This is a genomic window from Microbacterium sp. C23T, assembly GCF_053345975.1.
The window spans coordinates 66,979-87,866 of record NZ_JBKFBD010000006.1; the positions used below are offsets into that span (position 1 = coordinate 66,979).

Sequence of the window (20,888 nt, forward strand, 5' to 3'; positions counted from 1 at the left end):
GTTTCGGGCGGTTCGTCAGAGGGTGGAGGCGATGGAGCGGATGAGCGAGTGCTGGCGGCGCACCTGCTCGATCGAGCGCCAGGGGATGCGGTCACCCTCGTACTCGCTCGAGAGGTAGCCCGTGTAGCCGGCGTCCTTCAGGGCGCGGAGCACCGGCTCCCACGGGATCTGCTGGTCTTCGAGGTTCTCGTCGATGTCGTGGAACTTCGCCTGGATGAAGACGACGTACTTCGCGATGTCGGCGATGTCGGCGGGGTCGACCGCGATGCCGTCGAGGAACGCCGGGCGGCGGCCGGGCAGCTCTCCGGGCTTCAGCGGGATGGGCCGGTCCTGGAAGATGCCGGTGTCGAGCAGCAGCCCGAAGTGCTTCGTCCCGGTGCGCTCGATGAGGCCGATGTAGTCGTCGACGACCTCGTGCTTGATGGGCGTCGGCGAGTGGATCTCGGGGCAGATGACGACGTCGAGTTCGGCCGCGAGGTCGAGCGAGCGCTCGACGGACTCGGTCCAGATGGGGTGCGGGATGAGGTCGCTCGAGACGACGCCGATCTTGGGCCGCACGAAGCGGAAGCCGAGGCGCTTGGCCAGCCGCAGGTCGCGCTGCAGCATCGCGGCTCCCTCGGCGGCTGTCAGATCGCGCGCGTTCGCGCCGCTCGAGTGCAGGCGCGTGTCGATCCACGAGCCGTAGTTCGTCGGCTCGAGGGAGTACTTGTCGAGCAGTGCGAACCAGCGGTCGATCCACTCGGTCGTGGGCTCGGGGTACCGCTCGATGTGGCCCTCGCCGAGGATCTCGACACCGGTCGCGCCGACGTCCGCCACAGCGGCGAGCGCCGTCTCGAGGTCCATCACCGTGCCGAAGTCGGTCATGAAGCTGTAGAGGCTCACGCCGTACTTGAAGGGGCCGCCCTCCTCCGAGGAGGTCAGGGTGATGTGTCGCGAGACCTCGTACGTCGAGGGCTGGTGCTCCTGGGGGATGTACGACATGCGCAGGCGCAGCTGGATCGAGACCTCGTGCATGCCCTCGGGCAGGCCGCCCGGGTGCGGCACCGTCACGATCGCGGCTTCCTCGAGGGGCCAGCGCACGCCCTCCGAGTCCCACAGCTCCTGCAGCGAGTAGGTGCGACCGGCGAAGGTCCAGAGCGGCACGTCGGCGGGGACGTCGATGAGGTTCCCGACCCGTACCGCGACGCCGTCGATGAGGGATGCGGCCATGCCGCGGTACGACGGCATGCGCAGACGGAACTGGAAGCCGGTGGTCTCACCCCCTTCGCGCACATTGCGGAAGCCGACGGACTGGATGAGATCTCTCTCGAGAAGCATCGATGCTCGCTCTCTGGGTCGGGACCGCGCTGTCGCGGGCCGGGAGTCCCTTCGAGAGTAACAGCGTTAGGCATGATTTAGACATAAGTAAGTCTGATGTGCGCATAATCGCGACACCGTTCGCGCATCGTTGCGAACGATGCCACCTCCCCGCCACATAGATTGCACGGATACACTGGGCCGAGGCATCCCGAACCCGGAGGAGCACACCGTCGTGTCCGATCAACCGCTGCTCTCCCGGCTCGATCTGAACCTCCTGGTCGCCCTCGACGCGCTGCTCACCGAGCGGAGTGTGACGCGCGCGGCCGAGCGGCTGCACCTGAGCCAGCCCGCGCTGAGCGCCTCGCTCGCCCGGCTCCGAACCCACTTCAACGACCAGATCCTCGCCCGCCGCGGCAACACCTACGAGCTCACTCCGCTCGCTCTGCGCCTCACCGAGCACACGACGACGGCTCTCGAGGCCGCGCGCCGCGTGTTCGAGAGCCAGGCGACGTGGAGTCCGAGGGACTCGACCCGCGAATTCTCGATCTACGGCTCCGACTACGGCTTCGCCACCATCGGCAGCGAGGTGTCGCGCCTCGCGGCGGAGGCCGCACCCGGCGTGCGCTTCCGCTTCATGCTGCACAACCCGGCCATCGTCGACGACGCCCTCAACCGGCTGCGCTCCGCTGACGGCATGGTGATCCCGCACGGCTACCTCGTCGACCTCCCCTACGCCGATCTCTGGCGGGACGGCTGGGTGGTCGTGGCCTCCGAGTCGAACGAGCAGGTCGGCGACGAGCTCACGATGGACGTGCTGGGCGCACTGCCGTGGGTCTTCACCTACCAGTCGCGCACGGCCTTCACCTCGGCGGCCCGGCAGCTGCAGCAGCTCGGCATCGAGCCGCACATCGAGGCGGTCGTCGAGAGCTTCCTCGCGCTGCCGCACTTCATCGCCGGCACCAACCGCCTCGGCCTGATCCAGGCGGGCCTCGCCCATGTCGCCGAATCCGTCCCGGGCGTGCGCACGCTGGAAGCCCCTTTCGACGCGACGCCCGTCGTCAACGCCCTGTGGTGGCACCCCGTCCACGGCCGTGACCCCGAGCACGCCTGGATGCGCGGCATCTTCGAGCAGGCCGCGGCATCCGTGTCGAAGCGCCCGGCGTCCGTCGTGAGTCAGCCCGCCTGAGCGCCACGCTGCCGGCGGGACCTCAGGCGTTCCGACGCGCCGCCAGTCCGGCTCCCACCGCGGTGAGGCCGGCGGCGAGCAGCACGACCACGCCCGACACCGCCATGTTCGCCGTCGGCCCGTAGGTCGCGGTGAGCTGGCCACCGGCCCACGAGCCGCCTGCGATCCCGACGTTGAAGAGCACCACGATGGACGCGCTCGCGAGGTCGCGGAGGCGATCGGATGCTGCGCGCATGAGCGCCGTCTGGATCAGCGGGAACATCGCGCCGGTGCCGGCACCCCAGAGAGCCAGGGCGACGACCACGACGAACGTCGCGTGCGGCGCCGCGGCGAGGGCCGCGAAGGCGCCGACGAACACCAGCAGCGTCGCGGTGAGCGCCGTCCGCGGGAAGCGATCGGCGAGGCTGCCGGCCACCGCCACCCCGATCATGCCCGCCGCGCCGAACACGAAGAGCAGTGCGCTCGCCCAGCCGTCGGCGATGCCGGCCGAATCGGCGAGGTAGGGCCGGATGTAGACGAACGAGAGGAACTGCGCGAGGCCGATCAAGAGCCCCGCGATCCCGAAGGCGGCCAGCGGCGGGAGGGAGCGATCGTGACGCAGCGGCGCGCGCTCGCCCGCGGCCACGGGCTCGACCACCGACCGCGGAAGCCGACGGAGGACGACGGCGGCGAGCAGCAGCATCCCGATCCCCATCACCGCGAACGAGACGCGCCAGCTCGTCAGCTGCGCGAGAGCCGTCGCGACGGGGAGGCCCAGCACCGTCGCCGCCGTGCCCCCGCCGGTGACGAGCGCGAGCCCGCGCCCGAGCTGCGCACCCGACAGCAGCGACGACGCGTACACGATGACGATCGCCCAGAACACGCCGTGGGCCACGGCGGCGACGGCCCGCGTCGCGAACGCGAACTCGTACGTCGGCGCGAAGGCCGTCGCGACGTTGGCCAGGGCGAACACGGCGAGCGAGACGGCGACCACGATGCGGCGGTCGATCCGCCGCGTCGCCCGCGTGAGCGGGATGCTCGTGGCGATCACCACGATCGCCCACACCGAGACGAGCAGTCCGATGCGCAGCGGATCGACCCCGAAGTCGCGGGCCATCTCGGGCATGAGCCCGGCCGGCAGCGACTCGGCGGTGACGGTGACGAAGACCCCCAGCGAGAGGAGCAGCAGCGCCCCCAGCGGGAAGCGCGAGACGGAGGTGGCGGGGAGGGTGACGGATGCCGTGGACGAGGTCATGCAGCGAGGCTAAACTTTGACATCAATGTCAATGTCAAGCTTTCGCGCGACACGAATCGACACGGAGGGCATCGCGGCATGAAGATCGGCGAACTGTCGCAGCGCACCGGCATCCCCGCACGGATGCTGCGGTATTACGAGGAGCAGGGGCTCTTGGCGTCCGAGCGCTCGGCGAACGGCTACCGCGCGTACGACGAGGCCGACGTGGAGCGCGCCACGCGCGCCCGTGGCCTCGTTCAGGCGGGGCTGTCGACGCGCCTCGCGAAGGTCGTGCTCGACGTCGAGCGGCAGTGCGCGCTGGCGCAGCCGACGTGCTCGCGCGAGCTCGCCGAGATGCTCGCGACCGAGCTGTCGGCGCTCGACGACCGCCTGGCGTGCCTCACCAAGAGCCGTGACGCCGTCGCACGGTATCTCACCCTCACCCGCAACGGCGATCTGGTCGGCGCCGCGTAGCCCGCACCCGCCCTGGGCTACGGCTCGAGCGTGAGGGACGCGGCGATCGGCACGATCTCCTCGCGCAGCGCCATGATCTCGCGCACGTGCTCCTGAAGGCGCTCGTCCTCCGAGAGCTCGGGCGTCCACTGCGGGACCGGCTGGGCGACGCCGTCGGCGCCGGGCACGACGAACACGCTGAGGCACTGGGTCGTGAGCGTGCGGTCCTCGGGCGTGCGCGGGTCGGCGGTCCACACCCGCGTGCTGACGTGCATGCTGTGCCGGCTCGTGTAGACGATGCGCGCGTCGACGTCGACGAGGTGCCCGATCACGACCGGCGCGAGGAAGTGGATGCCGCCCGAGTAGACGCCGATCGCCGCACTCGCGTCGTCGCCGTCCTTCGCCCAGGCCGCAGCGACGGCGTAGCCGGCCTCGTCTATCCAGCGCATGACCGTGCCGCCGTGCGCCTTGCCGCCGAAGTTCACCACACCGGGCGGCGCGAGGAACTTCAGCGTGGTGCGCGGGGCCGTGGAGGCATCGGTGTAGTCCTCCTCGAGCATGAGGCGCTTGATCTCGGCGCGGGACTCGATGCGCTCGAGGGCCCCTTCGGCCAGCTTGTGGTCGGAGCGGCTCACCGGCGTCCACGCCGGAACCGCGGTGGGCCGCCCGTCGGCGCCCTTCGCCACGAAGACGAGGATGCACGTCGTCGCCGGCGTGTACAGGCGCTCGTTCACGTCGGTCGACGAGACGGTGACGACCACGTGCATGCTCGTGCGGCCGGTGTAGACGATGCGGGCCTGCACCTCGATGAGGCTTCCCGGCGCGATGGGCCGCCGATGGCGGACGTTCCCGACGTACGCGGTGACGCAGTACGCACCCGCCCAGCCGACGGCGCAGGCGTAGCCGGCCTTGTCGATCCACTCCATGACGCTGCCCGCCGCGACCGAACGGCCTCCCGCGGCGGTGTCGGCGGGGACGGCCATGAAGCGCATGGTGATGCGGTCGTCGCGGGCCGCTGCCCGGACCCCGGAGACGGTGCTCATGCCGTCAGGGTACGTCCGCGGCATCCGCCTGTCCCGTGCATGTCGCGCGCGATGGGCTCAAGAAGCGCCGATCCTTCGCACAGGGCAGAATCGAACAATGGCCGCCTCCCCGCACCTGAATCCCGACCACGCCTGCCTCATCGTCCACGGCAGCGACCAGCCGGGGATCGTGGCGGCGGTCTCGGCGATGATCACGCGCATCGGCGGCAACATCGTCGCGTTCGACCAGTACTCCGACAACCCCGAGGGCGGCGCGTACTTCCAGCGGGTCGTGTTCCACCGGCCGGGCTTCGCGGCCGACCGCCCGCACATCGAGGCCGAGATCGCCGAGACCCTCGCCGGCTTCGACCTGGAGTGGTCGCTCACCGACCAGTCCGTGCCCAAGCGCATGGCGATCCTGTCGTCGAAGCAGGACCACTGCCTCCTCGACCTGCTGTGGCGGCACCGCCGCGGCGACCTGCCGGTGACCGTGCCGATGGTGATCTCGAACCACACCGCCTCCGCCGAGGACGTGCGCTCGTTCGGCGTGCCGTTCTTCCACGTGCCCGGCGTCGCCGGTCCCGACAAGTCCGCATCCGAGGCGAAGATCCTCGAGCTCCTGCGCGGGAACGTGGATTTCGTGGTGCTGGCCCGGTACATGCAGATCCTGTCGGGCGACTTCCTCAAGGAGCTCGGGGTGCCGGTGATCAACATCCACCACTCGTTCCTGCCAGCCTTCATCGGCGCCGAGCCGTACAAGAAGGCCAAGGAGCGCGGCGTCAAGCTCATCGGCGCAACCTCGCACTACGTCACGGACGACCTCGACGAGGGCCCGATCATCGAGCAGGACACCGTCCGGGTGACCCACGCGGACTCCGCCGCCGAACTCGCCCGTCGGGGCGCCGACGTCGAGCGCCAGGTGCTCTCCCGCGCCGTGCTGTGGCACGCCGAGGACCGCGTCATCCGCCACGGGAACCACACGATCGTCTTCTGACACGGATGCCGCGGCCCGCGGCATCCGTCCCGTCAGACGAGGCGCAGCTCGGCGTCGATGGCGGTGGCGGTCTGCGTGAGCGCGGGCAGATGCCGCTCGAGGACGTGCTCGACGCTGTCGCGGGTGGCGCTGGTCGAGACGTTGACCGCGGCCACGACGTCGCCGCGGCGATCGCGCAGCGGCACGGCCACCGAGCGCAGGCCCGGCTCGAGCTCGCCGTCGACGAGGGCCCAGCCCTGTGCGCGCACGCGGTCGAGCTCGGCGCGCAGCTCTGCCGAGTCGGTCACGGTGCGCTCGGTGAGGGACGGGAGGACGGATGCTGCGAGCAGCCCGTCGCTCGCGGCATCCGGCAGCCCGGCCAGCAGCACGCGCCCCATCGACGTCGCGAAGGCGGGGAACCGGGTGCCGATCGTGATGCGCACGCTCATGATGCGCCGCGTCGGGACGCGCGCGATGTAGACGATGTCGCCGCCGTCGAGCACGGCAGCCGAGACGCTCTCGTCGACATCGCGTGAGAGCCGCTCGAGGTGCGGCTGCACGATCTCGGGGATCGAGAGGGCGGAGAGGTAGCTGAACCCGAGCTCGAGCACGCGCGGGGTGAGCGCGAACGTCCGGCCGACGGCGCTGCCGGTCCCTGAGCCGGTCGAAGGGCGGACGTAGCCCAGTTCCTCGAGGGTGCGCAGGAACCGCCCCGCGGCCGCGCGCGTGATGCCGGCGCGGCGCGCCACCTCGCTCAGCGTCAGCTCGGGGTGCTCCGCGTCGAACGCCCGGATGACCGCGAGCCCGCGCACGAGGGACTGGATGGTGTCGTTGGTGCGGGCCGCGTCGTCGGTCACCGGCTCACCCTATCCGCCGCGCCGCCCCGCCCTGCCGGGGTGTGGCGCAACTGCTGCAGTTCCCTGCACCTGCTGCGCCACGCGACGCAGCAGGTGCCGGAATCTGCAGCAGTCGTGTCACGCGTAGCTCCGGTTCAGCGCTCGAGAACGACGGCGAGGCCCTGACCCACGCCGATGCAGATCGCCGCGACCGCGACCCCGCCGCCGCGGCGGGCGAGCTCGTGCGCGGCGTGGCCGATGATGCGGCCGCCCGAGGCGCCGAGCGGGTGGCCGATCGCGAGCGCGCCGCCGTGGATGTTGAGCTTGTCGGGGTCGAGCTCGGGCCAGCCCGCCAGGCACGCCAGCGACTGCGACGCGAACGCCTCGTTGAGCTCGACGAAGTCCACGTCGGCCCACGTGCGGCCGGCGCGCGCGAGCGCCTTGTTCGCGGCCTCGATCGGCGCGATCGGGAACTGGTCGGGGTCGACGCCGTGCGCGGCGCGTCCGGTGATGCGGGCCAGCGGCTCCGTGGGCAGCACGCCCTCGCGGCCGAGCAGCACCGCCGAGGCGCCGTCGTTGATGGGCGAGGAGTTGCCGGCCGTGACGCTGCCCTCGCCGTCCGCCGCGAACAGTGCCTTGAGCCCGGCGAGCTTCTCGACCGACGTGTCGTCGCGGATGCCCTCGTCGCGGGCGAGCTCGACGCCGGGCACCTGGACGGTCTCGGAGTCGTAGACGCCCGCGGCCCACGCCTCGGCGGCGAGCCGGTGCGACCGCACGGCGAACTCGTCCTGCTGCTCGCGCGTGATCCCCCACTCGCGGGCGATCAGCTCGGCGGACTCGCCGTTGGAGATGGTCCAGTGCTTGGGCAGCTTCGGGTTGGTCATGCGCCACCCGATCGCCGTGTTCCAGAGCGTCTGGTTGCCGACGCTGGGCCACGGCCGCGGCGACTTCTCGACGACGTACGGGGCGCGGCTCATCGACTCGACGCCGCCAGCCAGCACGACGTCCACGTCGCCCGCCTCGATGGCACGCGAGCCCTGGATGACAGCCTCGACCGACGACGCGCACAGCCGGTTCACCGTCACGCCGGTCACCGTGGTCGGGAACCCGGCGAGCAGCGCGCCCATGCGAGCGACGTTGCGGTTGTCTTCCCCGGCCTGGTTCGCGTCGCCGAAGATCACGTCGTCGATGCGGGCGGGGTCGAGGCCGGTGCGCTCGATGGTCGCCTTCATGACGACCGCGGCAAGGTCGTCGGGGCGCACGCCCGACAGGGCGCCGCCGGCGCGGCCGAACGGCGTGCGGACGGCGTCGTACACGTAGGTGGTCATGTCATTCACCTTCCCGGATGCTGCGGGTCGAGGCATCCGTGAATTCCAGTCCTGTGAGCTCGGAGAGGAGCTCGACGGTGTTGTCGCCGAAGGCCTCGCGCACCGCGAAGCCGTCGGGCGTGACGTCGAAGACCGCGTGGTCGGTGTAGACGCGCGTGACGCAGCCGACGCCGGTGAGCGGGTAGGTGCACGCGTCGACGAGCTTCGACTCACCGGTCTTGGTGAGGAGGTCGGTCATCACATAGACGTTCTTGGCACCGATGGCGAGGTCCATCGCACCGCCGACGGCGGGGATGGCGCCGGGCGCTCCGGTGGACCAGTTCGCCAGGTCGCCGCCCTGCGACACCTGGAACGCGCCGAGCACGCACACGTCGAGGTGCCCGCCGCGCATCATGCCGAACGAGTCGGCGTGGTGGAAGTACGCGGCGCCCGCCAGGGCCGTGACGGGCTGCTTGCCGGCGTTGATGAGGTCGGGGTCGATCTCGCCGGCGACGGGCGACGGGCCCATGCCGAGCATGCCGTTCTCGGTGTGCAGGATGATCTCCTGGTCCTCGGGCAGGTAGTCGGCGACGAGGGTCGGCGCTCCGATGCCGAGGTTGACGTACGACCCCTCGGGGATGTCCTGTGCGATGCGCGCCGCGAGCTTCTCGCGGGAGATGCGCGTCGCCGTCGTTGCGGTCTCGGTCACTGGTCGATCTCCGTTCCGGATGCTGCGGCGCCGGCGAGCGGGCGCCCCTCGATGTCCACTCCCCCGACGAACGCGCCGGCGTCGAGCCACCCGCGCTCGCCCACCGCGACGACGCGGTCGACGAAGATGCCGGGCGTCACGACGGTCTCGGGGTCGAGCGAGCCGAGCGGGACGAGCTCGTCGACCTGCACGATCGTGGTGGTCGCGGCGGCGGCCATGATCGGCCCGAAGTTGCGCGCGGTCTCGCGGTACACGAGGTTGCCCCACCGGTCGGCGCGGTAGGCGCTCACGAGGGCGTAGTCGGCCTTGATCGGGTACTCGAGCGCGTAGGAGCGGCCGTCGATCTCGCGGATCTCCTTGCCCTCGGCGAGCTGTGTGCCCACGCCGGTCGGCGAGAAGAACGCGCCGATGCCGGCGCCCGCCGCGCGGATGCGCTCGGCGAGGTTGCCCTGCGGCACGAGCTCGAGCTCGATCTCGCCCGCACGGTAGAGCCCGTCGAACACCCAGGAGTCGTGCTGACGCGGGAAGGAGCAGAGGATCTTGCGCACCCGCTTCTTCGCGAGCAGGGCCGCGAGCCCGACGTCGCCGTTGCCCGCGTTGTTGTTGATGATCGTCAGGTCGTTCGCACCCTGCGCGATGAGCGCGTCGATGAGCTCGACGGGCTGCCCGGCGCGGCCGAAGCCGCCGATCATGATGGTCGCCCCGTCACGGATGCCGGCCACGGCCTCCTCGACGGAGCCCACGGTCTTGTCGATCACGAACCGCCTCCTTGCTTGTTCGCTGTGCGAACACATGTACGCTCTGCGACCAGTGTACGCGCGATGACGACATTTCGGAAGCCTCGAGCCGCAGCATCCGTCGCGCCTAGGTGGGTTTGGGGCGCACCACACCCGCTTGGGGCGCACTCCGCACGCCCCGAACGCGAGCCCCGTGCCCCGACCCGGAAAAGCGGGGCCGGCGCCCCGACCCCGGAAAGGGGACCGGCTACTCGGCCTCGGCGAACACGTCCTTCGCGATGCGGAACGCGGTGTTGGCGGCGGGGACGCCGCAGTACAGGCCCGCCTGGAGGATCACTTCCTTGATCTCGTCGACACTGAGTCCGTTGCGGAGCGCGGCGCGCAGGTGCATCGCGAGCTCCTCGTGGTGCCCGAGTGCGATGAGCGCCGTGAGCACCGCGACCGACCGCGACCGGCGGTCGAGGCCGGGGCGCGACCAGACGTCGCCCCACGCGACGCGGGTGATGAAGTCCTGGAAGTCCGCGGTCAGCTCGGTCGTTCCCGCGATCGCGCGATCGACGTGGGCGTCCGACAGCACCTCGCGGCGTACGACCATGCCCTGGTCGTAGCGCGCCTCGTCGGTGAGGCCCTCGCCGTCCGGCCGGCTCACGCGGCACGCTCCGCGGCGACCGTGTGGAAGAAGTCGAGCAGCACCGCCGCCGTCGCCGCCGGGGAGTCCGCGGGCGCCAGGTGCGAGGCATCCGGGATCCCGATCGCCTCGCCGTTCTGAACACCCGCGGCGGTCTCGCGAGCGGATGCCTCGGGCGTGACCGCGTCGTGATCGCCCCACACCGCGAGCACCGGCGTGGCGATCTCGCCCAGCCGATCGCGCACGTCGAAGACCGCGAGCGCGTCGCAGCAGCGGGCGTAGCTCTCGTCGTGGGTGTTCTGCAGCACGTGGAGCAGGCGCCCGGTGAGGTCGGGATCGCGCTCGATCGACCCGGGCGCGAACCACCGCTGCGCGGAGCCGATGATGAGGCTCGACGTGCTCTGGGCGCGCACCTGCGCCGCACGCTCGTGCCAGCCTTCGGGGGTGCCGATCTTCGCGCCCGAGCACAGGATCGCCGCGGCGTCGATGCGGTCGCCGTGGCGCAGCAGCAGCTCGAATCCGACGGCGCCTCCGAGCGAGACCCCGGCGTAGAGGAACGGCCCGTCGACCGCGTCGGCGACCGCGTCGGCGAGCTCGGCGATCGTGAAGCCCTCGGTCGACGCCGGCGCGGCGCCGTGGCCCGGCAGATCCCACGCCACGACGCGGTAGTGCTCGGCGAGCGCGGGGATCACGCGGTCCCACAGCAGCGTCGACGTGCCCAGCGACGGCCCGAGCACGAGCAGGGGCGCGGCGTCAGGGCCGACGGGGTCGGTGAGGGAGATGGCGGGGACGGTCACGCGTCCTCCTCTGCGGTGCGTGCGGCGGCCTCGTCGACGAAGCGGCCGGCGAGTCCGGTGTAGCGGGCGGGGTCGAGCAGGTCGGCGACGAACGCCTCGGGGGTCGCTCCGGCCCCTGCGGCGAGGGCGGCGACGTCGGGCGACGCCGCCAGGAGCCGGGCGAGGTCGCCGCCAGCGGCGGCCGCGGTCACGAGCTCCGACACGCGTGCGGCTCCCAGCACGGGCCCGAGCACGATCGAGAGGCGCTCCGAGACGATGAGCCCGCCCGTCGCGGCGAGGTTGCGGGCGACAGCATCGGTGTCGACGTGGAGCCCCGCGACGAGTGCGGCCGCGTGGGCGGTCGCTCCGAGCGCGAGGCGCAGGAGCTCGCGCAGCGTCGGCCACTCCGCGTGCCACGCGCCGTCGGGGCGCTCGTCGGCGGCGAGGGCCGACGCGAGATGCAGCGTCGCGCCGAGCTGGGGTGCGCGGAGCGCGGCCGAGCGGATGAGAACGGATGCTGCGGGGTTGCGCTTCTGCGGCATCGCCGACGATCCGCCGCCGGCGCCCTCCGCGAGTTCGCCGATCTCGGTGCGGCTGAGGGTCGCGACGTCGGTGGCGATCTTGCCGACGGCGTCGATCGCCTGCACCAGGGCGTCGCCCAGCTCGGTGACGGGCCAGCGGCTCGTGTGCCAGGGGGCTCCGGGCGCCGCGAGTCCGAGCTCGTGCGCGAAGGCGGCGGGCAGCGCGGCGGCCGCCTCCGTCCCGGCGATCTCGACGAACGATGCCAGCGTTCCTGCGGCGCCGCCGAGCTGCGCGGGCAGCTGGTGCTGCATGTCGTCGACGCGTGCCCTCGCGCGCTCGACACCCCGCAGCCAGCCGGCCGCGCGCACGCCGACGGTCGTGGGCACGGCGTGCTGCGTCAGCGTGCGCGCCGCCGCGACCTCGTCGCGCCGCGACCGGGCCAGCGAACGCAGCGACACCTCGGCGTGCACGAGCGCGGCGACGATCCGGCTCGTCGCCGCCCGGGCGACCACCATCGCCGCGGTGTCGACGATGTCCTGGCTGGTCGCACCGCGGTGCACCCAGACCCGCGCCTCGACGCCGACGCGATCCTTGAGCCGCCCGACGAGCGGGATCACCGGGTTGCCGCCGGCGACGGCCGCGGCGGCCAGCGCCGTGCCGTCGACACCGTGGTCGCGGCATCCGCGGAGCGCGCCCTGCCAGCCGAACTCCGTCTCGATCTCGTCGATCGCCTCATCGGGCGCGAGGCCGATCTCGCGGTACGCCCGTGCCAGCGCCACCTCGGCCGTGACGAGGGCGTCGAGGTACGCGGCATCCGTCACCGTCTCGTCATGACCGACGGTCACGGGCGAGAGCAGGCCCCCATCGAGTGCGGGCCGGTCACGGTCAGAAGGCAAGGAACACGGTCTCCTTCTCGCCCTGCAGGTGGAGGTCGTGGTGCAGGTTGCCGTCCGGCAGGCGCGTCGCGATGAGCGTAGCGCGCTCGTCGGCGTCGAGCGAGGACAGGAGCGCGTCGGACGCGAGGAGCTCCTCGTGCTCGGGCAGGTAGATGCGCGTCACGAGCTTGTCGGGAAGACCGCGTGCGAACACGATAACCGAGTAGAACGGCGCGCCGTCGTCGATCGGGCCGGGGTTGCGGGTCCAGAACTCGTAGCGGCCGACGTCGGTCGTGGCCGCCCGGCCGAAGCCCGTGAACGAGTGGTCGTCGCGGCGGAAGGCGCCGTGGGCGCGCGGGATGCGGCCGTCCTCGTCGGCGCTCCAGATCTCGATGACCGCGTCGGGGATCGGGTTGCCGGCGCCGTCGAAGACGGTACCGCCGAGCACGACCGCACCCGGGCTGTGCGGGAACACCACCTGGTGCTTCTTCTCGTAGTCGAGGCCGAAGGCGAAGAACGGGCCGACGGTCTGCCCCCCGGTGGCCTCGTGGGTCTTCGGGCCGAGGTCGCGGGCGGTGCCGGCCATCAGTGCTCTCCTTCTTCGGGCTCGAACCAGGTCGCGTCGGGGCCGTCGACGACGATGTCGAAGCGGTAGCCCATCGAGAACTCGGGCACCGACAGGTCGTGGTCGTACAGCCCGATGAGGCGGTCGCGGTCCTTCTGACGCCAGATGGTGTTGTAGATCGGGTCGAGCGGGAACAGCGGGTCGCCCGGGAAGTACATCTGCGTCACGAGGCGCTGCGTGAAGCCCGAGCCGAAGATCGAGAAGTGGATGTGTGCCGGCCGCCACGCGTTGACGTGGTTCTTCCACGGGTACGCACCGGGCTTGATCGTCGTGAACTTGTAGTACCCGTCGTCGTCGGTGACGATGCGGCCGGCGCCGGTGAAGTTCGAGTCGAGCGGGGCGGGATGCTGATCCCGCTGGTGGATGTAGCGGCCCGCGGCGTTCGCCTGCCAGATCTCGACGAGCTGGTTGGGGACCGGACGCCCCCACGAGTCGAGCACGCGGCCCTCGACGGTCATGCGCTCGCCCTGGGGCTCGCCGATGTGCTGCAGCGTCAGGTCGGACTCGATGGCCGCGACGTCGCGCTGGCCGAAGGCCGGCGACCACAGCTCGATCGTCTCGGGGTCGACGAGCTTCGGGTTCTTGGTGGGGTGGCGCAGCAGGCTCGACCGGTACGGCGGGAAGTCGTGCAGGCTCATGTTGAGCCGCTCCCCCGCCGCCTCACGCCGTGCGGCGGCGGCGTGGTAGTCGACGATCTCCTGCGTGATCTCGCGCTGAGTGAGCTGGTCGGGCGAGGCCAGCAGCGACTCAGGGGCCGCCGCCGTCTGCTCGAGCACCACCGACGACGAGAACGCCTCCTCGCCCTGGGCAGCGGTCTGGGCCTGTGTCATGAGGTCTCCTTCGACGACTCGGGTCGTCCCAGGGTCGCACCCTCGCGCGGACTCGCCGCCGTGGATTCCCGCTCAGTGGGAATCATGGATGCTGCGACCCGCCGCATCCATCCCCCGTCAGGTGCTCCGGAGGTCGTGGTGGAGGTCCTTCGCGGCCTGCACGACGAGAGGCCCGAGGCGCCGCTCGTCGGCGCGCGCGAGGTGCACGACGAGCCCGAGCGCGACCGGCGGCAAACCCTCGACGCGCGGGAGCGCGGCGGCGACCGAGACGTTGCCGAGGGTCATCTCCTCGCGGGTCGTCGCGTACCCGAGGGCCCGCGTGCGCGCGATGTCGGCGCGGAGCTCCTGCTCCGTCACGATGGAGTTGACGGTCTCGCGCTCGAGCGGAGCCTCGAAGTACTGCCGGAGCCACCCCTCGTCGCGCGTCGCGAGCAGCGCCTTGCCGACGCCCGTCGTGTGGAGCGGCCCGCGCCCGCCCATGCGGCTCAGCGTCGGGATCGACTGACGTCCCGTGAGGCGGCCGACGTACAGCGCGGTCGTCGTGGCGGGCGTCGCGCCGTCGAGCACCGCGAGGTGCACGTTCTCGCCGGTCGCCTCGTACAGCCGCACCATGTGGGGCAGCGCCGTCTCGCGCAGGCGCAGCGACAGCGGCGACAGCTCGCCGAGCTCCCACAGCCGCGGACCGATCGCGTAGGTGTGCCCGGGTCCTCGGGTGAGGAGCCCCTCGGCCACGAGCGTTGCGAGCAGGCGGTGCAGCGTCGACGACGCGAGCCCCGTGCGCGCCGCGAGCGTGGTCGCCGTGACCGCCGGCTCGTCGTCGGTGAAGCAGCCGAGCACCCGCAGCGTGCGCTCGAGCACGCCTTCGCCCTCCGCCATGGATCCTCCTCGTGCGACGTTACCCGCCCTGCGCTGCGGGGCAGCCTTGAGCCTCACCGGAATGGCAGAGTGGGCGCATGGCCAACTCGCCCTCCGGCGACTCGATGACCGACCGCATCGTGCGGGTGCTCGAGACGTTCACCGCCGAGCGTTCGATGCAGTCGGCGGCAGAGATCGGCCGCCGCGCGGGGCTGCCGTCGTCGACCGCGCACCGGATCGTCGACGAGCTCGTCGGCGCCGGCCTGCTGGAACGCGACGAGGACCGCCGCGTGCACCTCGGCATGCGCCTGTGGGAGCTCGCGCTCCGCGGCTCGACCGCACTGCGCCTCCGCCAGGCCGCGCTCCCCCACATGGAAGAGGTGCAGGCGCGCATCCGCGAGCACACGCAGCTCGCCGTGCTCGAGCAGGACGAGGCCCTCTTCCTCGAGCGCCTCTCCCACCCCGACGCCGGCGCCAATATCACCCGCATCGCCGGTCGACTGCCGCTGCACGCCTCGTCGTCGGGCCTCGTCCTGCTCGCTCATGCGCCGTCCGTCCTGCGCGAGCGTGTGCTCGCCGGCGGGCTCCGAGCCCTCGCTCCAGAGACGGTGACGGATGCTGCGCGCCTCCGCCGCTTCATCGCCGAGGTGCGCCGCGCCGGCGTGGTGGTGGCGCCCGGATCGATCGAGGCCGTGTCGACCGGCGTGGCCGTGCCGATCCACGACGCGGGCGAGGTCGTCGCCGCACTGTCGGTCGTGCTGCCGCGCGAGACCGACCCGGCGGCCGCGATCCAGGCGCTGCGCGAGGCCGCCGCCGGGATCGAGGCCGACCTGCGGGCCGACCGCCGCTGACTCCTCCCGGCGCCTCCGCGCTCCTCATTTGAGGTTCGGGGCCGAGCTGAGGAGCGAACCCGGCTCTCCCCTCCTCAACTCGGCTGAGATCCTCAACTAAGGATGCCGCGGCGGTCCCGATGAACGGGAATCTCGACGCACACCGCGCACGACGGGGTCACACTGGGCCGAGGCATCCGTTCCCGAACGTCGAAGGAGACGTCCATGTCCACGATCCGCACTCGCGTCGCCATCATCGGCGCCGGCCCGGCCGGACTCCTGCTGTCGCACCTGCTGGGGATCGCCGGCATCGAGTCGGTCGTCATCGACCAGCGCTCGCGCGAAGAGATCGAGACGACGATCCGCGCCGGGATCCTCGAGCAGGGCACCGTCGAGGTGCTCGACTCGTCAGGCGCGTCGAGCCGTGTGCGCACCGTCGGCAACCGCCACGACGGCATCGAGCTGCGCTTCGCCGGCGCCGGCCACCGCATCGACTTCGCCGACCTCGTCGGCCGGGGCGTCTGGCTGTACCCGCAGCACGAGGCCCTCAAGGACCTCATCGCGGTGCGCCTCGGCAAGGGCCAGGACCTCCGCTTCGGCGTGACCGCGCTGCGCGTCGAGGACGCGGCATCCGATCGCCCCCGCGTCATCGCGACCGACGCAGACGGCGCGCCCCTCGAGATCGACGCCGAGTTCGTCGTCGGCGCCGACGGCTCGCGCAGCGTCGCGCGCCAGGCGGTCACTGGTTCGTCGACCGGCGGATACTTCCGCGAGTACCCGTTCGCGTGGTTCGGGATCCTGTGCGAGGCGCCGCCGAGCGCCGACGAGCTCATCTACAGCAACTCGCCCGACGGCTTCGCGCTCATCAGCCAGCGCAGCGCCACGGTGCAGCGCATGTACTTCCAGTGCGACCCGAACGCCGACCCGAACGCCCTCAGCGAGGAGCAGCTCTGGGAGGAGCTGCAGAAGCGCGTGCCCGGCACGACGCTCAAGGAGGGCCCGATCTTCCAGCGCGACGTGCTGCGGTTCCGCAGCTTCGTCGCGCACGAGCTGCTGCACGGGCGCGTCGCACTGATCGGCGACGCCGCGCACACCGTGCCGCCGACCGGCGCGAAGGGCATGAACCTCGCCGTCGCCGACGTGCTCGTGCTCGAGCGGGCGCTGCGCGCCCTCCTCCTCGACAACGATGAGCGCCTCATCGAGGCGTTCCCCGAGAAGGCGCTGCACCGCATCTGGAAGGCCCAGCACTTCTCGTGGTGGATGACCAACATGCTCCACGTCGCGCCCGACGCGTCGGACTTCGACCGCCTGCGCCAGCTCGGCGAGCTGCAGTCGGTCGTGGAGTCGGAGGCCGGCCGCCGCTTCCTCGCCGAGGCGTACACCGGCTGGCCGCTCGAGGGCCTCGCCTGACGGGAGCTTGCGTCGCCGGCATTGCCGCTGAACGGGAATGACCGGATGCTGCGGCTCCCGCCTCGGCTATAGTCCGGTGCCTATGGCCTCACCGTCGCGGACCGCACCGCCCGAGCCGTCGCGGACGGCATCGGTGGCGATGCTCCTCGCGGCCGTGTGCCTGGTCGCGATGAACATGCGGCCCGCGATCACGGGGCTCGGGCCGCTCCTCGACCAGATCGGCGCCGACACCGGCATGTCGGTCTCGGCGCTGGGCCTGCTCGCCGCGGTGCCGCTCGTCGCGTGGGCGCTGTTCTCGCCGCTCGCGCACGACCTGAGCCGCCGGTTCGGGCAGCCGCGCGTGCTGCTGTGGTCGCTGCTGGTGCTTCTCGCCGGCACCCTCGTGCGCTCGATCCCCGGCCCGGTGGTGAGCCTGTGGATCGGCACGGCGATCATCGGCATCGGGATCGCCATCATCAACGTGCTCATGCCCGCCGTGGTCAAGCGGGAGTTCTCGGGCCACGTCCCTGCGGTGACCGCGGCCTACACCGCGCTGCTCGCGGGCCTCGGCGCCGTCTCGTCGGGCGTGGTCGTGCCGATCTCGCACATCGAGCTCGGCGGCGATCCGGCAGGGTGGCGCTTCGCCCTCCTCGTCACGGGGGCCGCGCTCCTGCCGTTCGCGATCGTCGCGTGGTGGTGGGCGCACCGTGGCGCCGCCCGCGCCCACGATCGCGCCTCGGCACCGCGCGGACGCACGGGCATCTGGCGCGACCCGATCGCCTGGCTCGTCGCCGCCTACATGGGCCTCCAGGCATCCATGTTCTATATGTTCGTGACCTGGCTCGCGCCGCTGTCGATGTCGATCGGACGCTCCGAGGTCGTCGCCGGCATCGACGTCATGGTCTACCAGCTGTTCTCGCTCGCCGGCTGCCTGCTGCTGCCGCTCGCGCTGCGCGGCGGCCTCGAGAGGTGGGCGCCCGCGCTCATCCCATCGCTCGCGATCGTCGGCGTCGCCGGCCTGATGATCGCGCCCGACGGCGTGCTGGTGTGGGGCTCGCTCATCGGCCTCACCGGCGGCGCGACGCTCGCGATGTCGCTCACGCTCATGGCCCAGCGCGCCCGCGACCACGACACCTCGGCGGCCCTGTCGGGGATGTCGCAGTCCGTCGGCTACGTCATCGCCGCTCTCGGCCCCGTCGCCTTCGGCGCCCTGCACAGCCTCACCGGCGGCTGGACGGCATCGCTCGCGCTCGTGCTCGTCGTGCTCGTCGCCTTGACGGCGGTCGGGGTGTTCGCCGGACGCGACCGCTACGTCCTCGACCGCCGCTGAGCTCCGCCGCCGCCGTTCAGGTGGCGCAACACGCGGGATCGACGCGCCCACCCCGCGCGTCGTGACCCACGAACGCTGGACGGATGCCGCGGCCCGCGCTCACTCCCCGGGGAAGGCGAGCGTCCGCAGCAGCGTGGCGAGCGTCGCGCGGTCTGACACCGAGAGGTCGGCGTGCACGCGCTCTTCGGCCGCCCGGGCCGACTCGCGCGCCTGGCCGACGAGTGCGCGGCCGGCGTCCGTCGCGACGACGACGTTGGCGCGCCGGTCGGCCGGATCAGGTTTGCGGTCGACGAGGCCGCGCGACTGCAGCTCGTCGACGAGGCTCACGACCTGACTCGGGTCGAGCCGGAGGAACTCGGCGAGCTCGCGCTGCGAGGGCCGCGCCTCTCCCGACGTCAGCACCAGCACGGAGTACGAGCGTGCCTTCAGCCCGTGTTCGGCCAGGGCGGCGTTGCCCGCGGCGAGCGCGATGGCATTCGCGCGCGCGAGCAGGAAGCTCACGTCGTCGGTCAGCGCCGACGCCCGCAGCCCCTGGGGGGCGATGGTGTCAGCGGCCTTCGGCATGCCCACGATGCTAGTCCAATTCATGGATGAACGGAATGATTGACTTTCTCAACAGTTGGGTCTTCAATGGATCCGACACGAAGGAGTTCACGCATGTCATCGCACGCACCGCTCGAGGGCAAGGTCGCCATCGTCACGGGCTCTGGCCGCGGCCTCGGCCTCGCCTACGCCCAGGAACTCGCCCGCCAAGGCGCCGCCGTCGTGATCAACGACGTCGACGAGGCCACGGCCGCCGAAGCCGTCGCCACGATCGAGGCGGAAGGCGGACGCGCCGTTGCGGTCGCCCTGCCGGTCGGGCCGACCGAGACCGCGAAGCAGCTCGTGCAGACCGCCGTCGACACGTTCGGACGCCTCGACATCCTCGTCACCAACGCCGGCGTCCTCCGCGACACGGTGCTGTGGAAGATGAGCGACGACGACTTCGACACCGTGATCAACGTGCACCTGCGCGGCACCTTCACCTGCGTGCGCGAGGCGGCGACCTGGATGCGCGAGAACGAGGTCGCGGGCCGCATCATCTGCATCGGCTCCCCCACCGGCCAGCGCGGCAACTTCGGCCAGACCAACTACGCCGCCGCCAAGGCCGGCATCGTCGGCATGGTGCGCACCTGGGCGCTCGAGCTCAAGCGGGCCGGCATCACCGCGAACGCGGTCATCCCCGTCGCCGCGACCGCGATGACCGCGACCGTGCCGTACTTCGCCGCCGCCGTCGAGGCCGATGCGGCGGGCGAGCCGATGCCCGCGTTCTTCCGCCACGACCTCGGGTTCGGCACGTCGGACGACGTCGCCGGGCTCATCGCGTATCTCGCATCGGATGCTGCCGCCGCCGTCACCGGTCAGGCCATCGGCATCGGCGGCGACAGGCTGCAGGTGTGGTCGCACCCCGAGGCGGTCTCGACCGCCTACAGCGACGGCGGATGGTCGTACGACGACCTCGCGTCCGGTTTCGCCGACGCCGCGGGGCCGCTCCAGTCCGTGGGCGAGAAGTTCCCGCCCCTCCCCGAAGAGCTGCAGCGCCCGGCCGCCGGCTGAGGATCGACATGACCCGCTATGAACCCGCGATCGACCTCGACGCGATCACCGCGATCGACGTGCACGTGCACATCGAGGTCGACCACCACGGGCACTCGTCGCTGCCCGACGATCTGCGCGACGCGGCGGCGAAGTACTTCAGCACCGACGGGCCCGACCCGGACCTCGACGGCGTGGCCGCGTACTACCGCGAGCGGAAGATGGCGGCCGTCGTGTTCACGGTCGACGCGCGCACGAACTTCGGGCACGCGCCGATCTCGAGCGCCGACATCGCCGAGGGCGCCGCCCGCAACAACGACGTGCTGATCCCGTTCGGCTCGGTCGACCCGCTCTCGCCGACTGCGGTCTCGGACGCCCGTCGCCTCATCGAGGACCACGGCGTCCGGGGCTTCAAGTTCCACCCCACGGTGCAGGGCTTCGACCCGTCCGACCCGGCGTACTCATCGCTGTACGAGACCCTGCAGGACGCCGGCGTCGTCGCGCTCTTCCACACCGGCCAGACCGGCATCGGCGCGGGCCTGCCGGGCGGGCGCGGCCTGCTGCTGGGCTTGTCGAACCCGATGCTGCTCGACCCGGTCGCGGCCCGCTTCCCCGAGCTGCAGATCATCATGGCCCATCCGTCGGTGCCCTGGCAGGACGAAGCCCTGTCGGTCGCGACGCACAAGCACAACACGTGGATCGACCTCTCCGGCTGGAGCCCGAAGTACTTCCCCGAGTCGCTCGTGCGGGCCGCGAACTCGTACCTCAAGCGCCGCGTGCTGTTCGGCTCGGACTTCCCGCTGCTCACCCCCGACCGCTGGATGAGGGATGCCGAGACCGCCGGCTCCTTCAAGCCCGAGGTCATGCCCGGCATCCTGAAGGACAACGCGGTGCGGCTGCTGGGACTGGCAGGCTGAT

22 protein-coding genes are annotated in these 20,888 nt (G+C 71.7%); 8 read left to right on the top strand and 14 right to left on the bottom strand.

The features are described 5' to 3' along the window. Nucleotides 1–15: 15 nt before the first annotated feature. Nucleotides 16–1,317, bottom strand: coding sequence for a C-glycoside deglycosidase beta subunit domain-containing protein (locus tag ACLBXX_RS05040; protein WP_447657095.1), 1,302 nt, complete (start codon nt 1,315–1,317; stop codon nt 16–18). Nucleotides 1,318–1,531: 214 nt separating this feature from the next. Here ACLBXX_RS05040 and ACLBXX_RS05045 point away from each other — a divergent pair, with 214 nt between their 5' ends. Then, the gene (locus ACLBXX_RS05045; protein WP_447657096.1) at nt 1,532–2,485 is read left to right on the top strand and encodes a LysR family transcriptional regulator; all 954 of its coding nucleotides are present in this window, start codon (nt 1,532–1,534) and stop codon (nt 2,483–2,485) included. A gap of 22 nt (nt 2,486–2,507) precedes the next feature. Here the strand turns inward: ACLBXX_RS05045 and ACLBXX_RS05050 are convergent, their stop codons facing one another. Beyond that, a complete protein-coding gene (locus tag ACLBXX_RS05050; protein ID WP_447657097.1) occupies nt 2,508–3,719 on the bottom strand; it encodes an MFS transporter in 1,212 nt (403 codons plus the stop codon). Nucleotides 3,720–3,797: 78 nt separating this feature from the next. Here ACLBXX_RS05050 and ACLBXX_RS05055 point away from each other — a divergent pair, with 78 nt between their 5' ends. After that, nucleotides 3,798–4,172: a MerR family transcriptional regulator gene (locus tag ACLBXX_RS05055; RefSeq protein ID WP_045298636.1), complete on the top strand. Its 375-nt coding sequence runs from the start codon at nt 3,798–3,800 to the stop codon at nt 4,170–4,172. Nucleotides 4,173–4,189: 17 nt separating this feature from the next. On the opposite strand, the gene ACLBXX_RS05060 is transcribed toward ACLBXX_RS05055, so the two are convergent. Beyond that, nucleotides 4,190–5,194, bottom strand: coding sequence for an acyl-CoA thioesterase (locus ACLBXX_RS05060; RefSeq protein WP_447657098.1), 1,005 nt, complete (start codon nt 5,192–5,194; stop codon nt 4,190–4,192). Nucleotides 5,195–5,291: 97 nt separating this feature from the next. Here ACLBXX_RS05060 and purU point away from each other — a divergent pair, with 97 nt between their 5' ends. Next, nucleotides 5,292–6,167 (top strand): formyltetrahydrofolate deformylase, encoded by an 876-nt coding sequence (gene purU, locus ACLBXX_RS05065; protein WP_447657099.1) that lies wholly within the window; start codon nt 5,292–5,294, stop codon nt 6,165–6,167. A 32-nt stretch (nt 6,168–6,199) separates the two neighbouring features. On the opposite strand, the gene ACLBXX_RS05070 is transcribed toward purU, so the two are convergent. From ACLBXX_RS05070 to ACLBXX_RS05115, 10 genes are all read right to left on the bottom strand, one after another. Then, nucleotides 6,200–7,003, bottom strand: a complete 804-nt coding sequence (locus tag ACLBXX_RS05070; protein WP_447657100.1) for an IclR family transcriptional regulator domain-containing protein — start codon at nt 7,001–7,003, stop codon at nt 6,200–6,202. A gap of 134 nt (nt 7,004–7,137) precedes the next feature. Beyond that, nucleotides 7,138–8,310 carry a thiolase family protein gene (locus ACLBXX_RS05075; protein ID WP_447657101.1) on the bottom strand — a complete coding sequence of 391 codons (1,173 nt, stop codon included), beginning with the start codon at nt 8,308–8,310 and terminating at the stop codon, nt 7,138–7,140. 1 nt (nt 8,311) lies between these two features. After that, on the bottom strand, nt 8,312–8,998 hold the full coding sequence (locus tag ACLBXX_RS05080; protein WP_447657102.1) for a 3-oxoacid CoA-transferase subunit B: 687 nt from the start codon (nt 8,996–8,998) through the stop codon (nt 8,312–8,314). Continuing rightward, entirely contained in the window at nt 8,995–9,756 is a 762-nt protein-coding gene (locus ACLBXX_RS05085; RefSeq protein WP_447657103.1) for a 3-oxoacid CoA-transferase subunit A, read from the bottom strand. The genes ACLBXX_RS05080 and ACLBXX_RS05085 overlap by 4 nt, the downstream gene beginning before the upstream one ends. Nucleotides 9,757–9,982: 226 nt before the next feature. After that, on the bottom strand, nt 9,983–10,384 hold the full coding sequence (gene pcaC, locus ACLBXX_RS05090; RefSeq protein WP_447657104.1) for a 4-carboxymuconolactone decarboxylase: 402 nt from the start codon (nt 10,382–10,384) through the stop codon (nt 9,983–9,985). Then, the gene (locus ACLBXX_RS05095; RefSeq protein WP_447657105.1) at nt 10,381–11,160 is read right to left on the bottom strand and encodes an alpha/beta fold hydrolase; all 780 of its coding nucleotides are present in this window, start codon (nt 11,158–11,160) and stop codon (nt 10,381–10,383) included. Before ACLBXX_RS05095 ends, pcaC begins: the two co-directional genes overlap by 4 nt. Continuing rightward, nucleotides 11,157–12,557, bottom strand: a complete 1,401-nt coding sequence (locus ACLBXX_RS05100) for a lyase family protein (protein ID WP_447657106.1) — start codon at nt 12,555–12,557, stop codon at nt 11,157–11,159. Before ACLBXX_RS05100 ends, ACLBXX_RS05095 begins: the two co-directional genes overlap by 4 nt. Further along, nucleotides 12,547–13,122: a protocatechuate 3,4-dioxygenase subunit alpha gene (gene pcaG, locus ACLBXX_RS05105; RefSeq protein WP_447657107.1), complete on the bottom strand. Its 576-nt coding sequence runs from the start codon at nt 13,120–13,122 to the stop codon at nt 12,547–12,549. Before pcaG ends, ACLBXX_RS05100 begins: the two co-directional genes overlap by 11 nt. Further along, on the bottom strand, nt 13,122–13,991 hold the full coding sequence (gene pcaH, locus ACLBXX_RS05110; RefSeq protein WP_447657108.1) for a protocatechuate 3,4-dioxygenase subunit beta: 870 nt from the start codon (nt 13,989–13,991) through the stop codon (nt 13,122–13,124). The genes pcaG and pcaH overlap by 1 nt, the downstream gene beginning before the upstream one ends. A 117-nt stretch (nt 13,992–14,108) precedes the next feature. Continuing rightward, a complete protein-coding gene (locus ACLBXX_RS05115) occupies nt 14,109–14,867 on the bottom strand; it encodes an IclR family transcriptional regulator (protein WP_447657109.1) in 759 nt (252 codons plus the stop codon). A 77-nt stretch (nt 14,868–14,944) separates the two neighbouring features. Here ACLBXX_RS05115 and ACLBXX_RS05120 point away from each other — a divergent pair, with 77 nt between their 5' ends. The 3 genes from ACLBXX_RS05120 to ACLBXX_RS05130 all read left to right on the top strand — a co-directional run bounded on the left by ACLBXX_RS05120 (nt 14,945) and on the right by ACLBXX_RS05130 (nt 18,395). Beyond that, complete coding sequence (locus tag ACLBXX_RS05120) at nt 14,945–15,697, top strand: IclR family transcriptional regulator (protein WP_447657110.1); 753 nt, start codon at nt 14,945–14,947, stop codon at nt 15,695–15,697. A gap of 204 nt (nt 15,698–15,901) precedes the next feature. Next, on the top strand, nt 15,902–17,086 hold the full coding sequence (locus ACLBXX_RS05125; RefSeq protein ID WP_447657111.1) for a 4-hydroxybenzoate 3-monooxygenase: 1,185 nt from the start codon (nt 15,902–15,904) through the stop codon (nt 17,084–17,086). Between the two features lie 82 nt (nt 17,087–17,168). Then, nucleotides 17,169–18,395 (top strand): MFS transporter, encoded by a 1,227-nt coding sequence (locus ACLBXX_RS05130; RefSeq protein ID WP_447657112.1) that lies wholly within the window; start codon nt 17,169–17,171, stop codon nt 18,393–18,395. Between the two features lie 99 nt (nt 18,396–18,494). Here ACLBXX_RS05130 and ACLBXX_RS05135 read toward each other — a convergent pair whose 3' ends face one another. Then, nucleotides 18,495–18,959, bottom strand: a complete 465-nt coding sequence (locus tag ACLBXX_RS05135) for a MarR family winged helix-turn-helix transcriptional regulator (protein ID WP_447657113.1) — start codon at nt 18,957–18,959, stop codon at nt 18,495–18,497. A 93-nt stretch (nt 18,960–19,052) separates the two neighbouring features. On the opposite strand from ACLBXX_RS05135, the gene ACLBXX_RS05140 reads away from it, so the two are divergent. Together ACLBXX_RS05140 and ACLBXX_RS05145 are read left to right on the top strand one after the other, a co-directional pair. Continuing rightward, nucleotides 19,053–19,991, top strand: a complete 939-nt coding sequence (locus tag ACLBXX_RS05140; protein ID WP_447657114.1) for an SDR family NAD(P)-dependent oxidoreductase — start codon at nt 19,053–19,055, stop codon at nt 19,989–19,991. Nucleotides 19,992–19,999: 8 nt separating this feature from the next. Continuing rightward, nucleotides 20,000–20,887, top strand: a complete 888-nt coding sequence (locus tag ACLBXX_RS05145) for an amidohydrolase family protein (protein WP_447657115.1) — start codon at nt 20,000–20,002, stop codon at nt 20,885–20,887. The last annotated feature ends 1 nt before the right edge of the window (nt 20,888 follow it).